This is a genomic window from Campylobacter concisus (assembly GCF_902460665.1).
GTDB lineage: Bacteria > Campylobacterota > Campylobacteria > Campylobacterales > Campylobacteraceae > Campylobacter_A > Campylobacter_A concisus_AL.
In genome coordinates this window covers 1-4614 of the sequence record NZ_CABPUR010000012.1, presented here as the reverse complement: position 1 = coordinate 4614, position 4614 = coordinate 1, and the positions used below count along the sequence as shown (strand labels likewise).

Below are 4614 nucleotides of genomic sequence, written 5' to 3'. Positions count from 1 at the left end.
TTACAGATAGCTCTGACTCTAAAGTAACAATAACTCAAACTGATGGTAAAGAAATAACTCTAATAGGTAAAGATACTATAACTCTAGATCAAGACTCTAACAATAACGAAACAGTAGCTGATATCTCAGCTTTACAACAAGCCATCTTAAAAGGAACAGATCTTAATGCTCTAGAAGAAACTGCTGCAGGTGGTCCACAAGCAGGTGGTAATGGTGGAGATGGCGTAAGCTTATCTTCTGCTAGCTTTGCAGAAGGAGGCCACATTAGTAACATATATGCTAATTATGGTAATCTGCCAGATAATACTAATAACTATACAATAAATAGTGCACCAACAAGCACCGCTATAGGCGGGGTAGCTGAGAATGATAATTCTCAGCCTCAACCACAACCAGAGCCTCAACCACAACCAGAGCCTCAACCACAACCAGAGCCTCAACCACAACCAGAGCCTCAACCACAACCAGAGCCTCAACCACAACCAGAGCCTCAACCACAACCAGAGCCAACTCCTCCAGCGATAATGGAAATCCCATCATCTGCATATAATATCGAGATGGGTAGAAATAATGAAGGAAAATTGGGGATAAATGCTGAAACAAGGTCGAACTACAATACTATGCGTGATAGCAATATGGATGCGTCCTTGGATAGATCCAATGATTATTTTAAAAGTTTAAATGCGGTTCAGGGCGAAGATAAAAGTTCTATATCAGCCACTAGTGATGCGTCTCAGGCTCAAAAGATATCTGATTCAGATATATCAAAAGCATTTAAAGATGCCGTAGACGGATTAACTATAGATAAGGGTGAGATAAGCGCAGGAGATAAACTTCTACAAAAACACTATATAGAAAATTATCAAGACAAATTCGATTACCAAGATGGTTGGTTCATAAGCAAAGATAAATCGACTATTATAGGATCGGATAATGCCAAAAAGCTGGTAGTGGCTAAAGAGGGTACCGATACTTCAGAATATGAAAGTCAACCGAATACTACCGTAGTAAAAGTAGCCGATACCGTAAAACCTAAAATTTTTGGATCTGATAAGGCCGATGACATAACCGTAGACGGAGCTAAAGTGCAGATGATCTCTACGGGAACCGGAGACGATACGATCAACGTTAAAAATGGAGCCGAAATTTTAACTAATATCAATAGCGGTAGTGGCAACGACACGATAAATGTAGACGGGGAAGGCACGAAAGTAAACGGCGAAGAAATAGTAAATCATACCGGCTATAAGATAAAACAAGGCGGTATAATAGCCGGCGACGGCAATGATGCTATTAACATCACAAATAAAGCAAAAGTTAAAGCGGGAATTTACGACGGCGACGGCAATGATACTATTAAAATAAAAGGCGGAGCTACTGTCGGTACTGTAGGGATTGAAGATGTATCTGCCAGATATAAGAGCATAGATAAATATAAAGACGGTCGCGAAATTACCGATGAGGATAGAATTTCTATGGAAGCTCAATTTCAACAAAGATCTGGCGTTCAACTAGGTCATGGTAAAAATACGGTAACTATAGAGGGCGAAGACACTGCTGTAAGTAGAGTAACGGGCTATAAATATAATCATGATGGCGAATTTAAAAACGAAGATTGGACCAATACCGTAACTGTAAAAGACAAAGCTACAGTATCCTTTGATATAGATATAAATAGTATAAATAAAGATACGGTAAATGTAGAAAATAATGCTACTGTAAGAGGAACTATCTTTACTGGCAAAGGCAGCGATACTATAAACGTAACTAATAATTCTAAAGTCGGTGGCGTAAGGGCTGAATCTGATGGCGATGAAATAAATATAATCGATTCAACGGTCGGCGGGAAAGGTAGTTTTTATGGAAGTTCAACCAATAAAGACAAGGGTAATTTTAATGGAGACGACTCAGGGAACAAAAACCAATTTGAGGGTATTAATGGAGATGGAAACGATGTCTTTGATACGGTTAATGGCACAGATACTATAACAATCAAAAATTCAACCGTTAACGGTACGATTTGGGGCGGAGGTTATACCGATAAAATAGAGATATCAGGCGGTAGCGTTATTAACGGAATTATCGACGGCGAAGGCGGTAACGATAAAATAACTGTAAATAACTCTACAATAAGTGGGCAACCTATGAAAGATAGCAACGGAGAAATTGTGAAGGATAGTAATGGAAAAATTATATACGAAGCTATCAAAGGCGGCAGTGGCGTAGATACTATAACCATAGAAGATGGTGCTAAAGTAAATGGAATAATATACGGCGACACGAAGATGAAGAATGATAAGTATGAAAAGGCAGTAAATCCAAGCTTGGATATAGAAGATAAAGGCGCCGATGCCGATAAGATAACATTAAGTGGTAAAGATACTTACGCAAAATATATAGCAGGCGGAGACGGTGATGACATCATCACGGTAAAGGACGGCGCAAGGACTAGCTATATACAAGGAGATGAAGGAGGCGACAAAATAACCGTAAGCGGTAAAGATGCTTATGCTGCTTACATAAACGGTAGAGGCGGCGACGATAAGATATTTGTAGAAAATGGCGCCAAAGCAGGTTATGTATGGGGTATGTGGGGAAATGACGAGATCACCGTAAGCGGTCAAGGCACCACGATACTAAAAAACGTTGAAGGTAGAGAAGATAGCGACACGATCAAAATTTTAGACGGTGCGACCGTAAACGGATACGTTAGCGGCGGACGCGGCGAAAACCCTAGCGCATACGGTGCAGCTCAGGATTCCGACGGAAATAATATTACTATCCAAAACGCCACCGTAAAAGGCAACGTCGAGGGCAGCACCTATGGCGGTAAAAATGAGATCAATGTTTCAAATTCGACAATCGGAGGCAGCGTTTTAGGCGGAAAAGATAAGGATACGATCGATATCGACGGAGGAGCTGACAGGAAAGGTTCTATCGGCGGTAAAATTATTAGTGGAGACGGCGATGATATCGTTACGATAAGGAATACAAATCTAAACAAAGTCGACAATGACTACAATAAAAACGTCAAGGTCGATACTGGAACTGGCAATGATACCGTAAATTTATATAACGTTACTGTAAACGATACTAATATCTGGACGAAAGAGGGCAACGATACTATAAATGCTACTGATACTATATTTAAAACAACGCAAGGAACTGGAATAGGAACCGGAAGCGGTAATGATATTATAAATATAAATTCAGGGTCTAATTTCGAAAGCGGTACGCATATAAGCGCAGGCGAAGGTAATGATATTATCAATATAAATTCTGGAGCCAATTTAAACGGCGGTCACGTTTATGGATATGAAGGAAACGATACTATAAATATAAATTCTGGAGCTACTTTGACGAACTCTTCGGTTCGAGGCAATGAGGGCAATGATACTATAAGTATAAGTGGTGGAGCTACTATAAATAATTCAGGTAGCATAGCTATAAACGGAGATGAGGGCAATAATACTTTAGTTTTGAAGAACGGAGCTTCTGCTGGATTTAATAACTTAAATTTTCAAAACAAAGTATCTATAACTCATACAGATGGAGACGTAAATATAACCAATATGGAAGGCGATAAAACTGTGGATCTATCCCAGTTATCTGCTATAACGGATAAAAATGTAAAATCGGTAGATATGACGAGTATAAACGGCGCAAAACTAAACATTACTGCACAAGACGTGCTAGATATCAATAAAACTACCGGCGATACTCTTACCGTAAAAGGCGGTAGCGATGATACCGTTCATAAGACGGATACGTCCTCATGGCAAAATAATAATGACGGAACGTATTCTACGACCGTAAATGGCGAAACGGTAAGTATTAAAATAGAAAATAACGTTACGCCAGATTTATAACCCCTTAATAAAACCCAAGAATTTCTTGGGTTTTACTCCAAATAAAATTACCACAGTTTTTAATCTTGTATTATTCTAGCAACTGTTCTAATTTTTGGCTTTAACAACTAGTTAACATAGCAATAAAATAAGTTAGATAGTGTAAAGAATAGCAAAATAATCAACCAAAAAATAATAGTATCAATCCATCTTTATAAAAGATATCTTCTGTTATTTTTTATTTTAACTCTGATTACACTTAAAGTGAAATATCAAATTGCTTTAGTAATTTTTAAGCACCAGGTTTAAATCGTAAGAAGACGGCACAAGCCTAACCAATACCTCTGCTATCGATTGTGGAATATGTAACGATACTGTCGACTTCAATAATGTTAAAAATTTTTGATTGATTAAGTTGAGTGGCCATGTTAATACAAACGAAACGCAGTCAATAATAATGCTGAGCTTAATTTATAGGTTAGTTTTTATCGTACCCCAGTACAATAGACAAACCCTTTTAAAATTTATATAATTCTTCCAATTTTAAATAAATCATACTCAAGATCAAGGAGAATGTCATGGCTAACGAAGCTGGAGTAGTTAAAAGTGTAACTGGGGGAAGCGTAAGAGCTCTTAACAATGCAACTGGAGAAGTAAGAAATCTTAGCGTTGGAGACATCGTCTACCAAAACGAAAAGATAATTACAGATAGCTCTGACTCTAAAGTAACAATAACTCAAACTGATGGTAAAGAAATAACTCTAAT

2 protein-coding genes are annotated in these 4614 nt (G+C 38.0%); both read left to right on the top strand.

Annotation, left to right across the window (positions count from 1 at the left end; genetic code table 11):
- A partial coding sequence (locus tag F3G66_RS09520; protein WP_188115863.1) for a beta strand repeat-containing protein occupies positions 1-3869 on the top strand: 3869 nt, incomplete at its 5' end.
- A 557-nt stretch (positions 3870-4426) separates the two neighbouring features.
- Positions 4427-4614 (top strand): hypothetical protein (locus F3G66_RS09375; protein ID WP_149707898.1); only part of this gene is annotated, 188 nt, incomplete at its 3' end.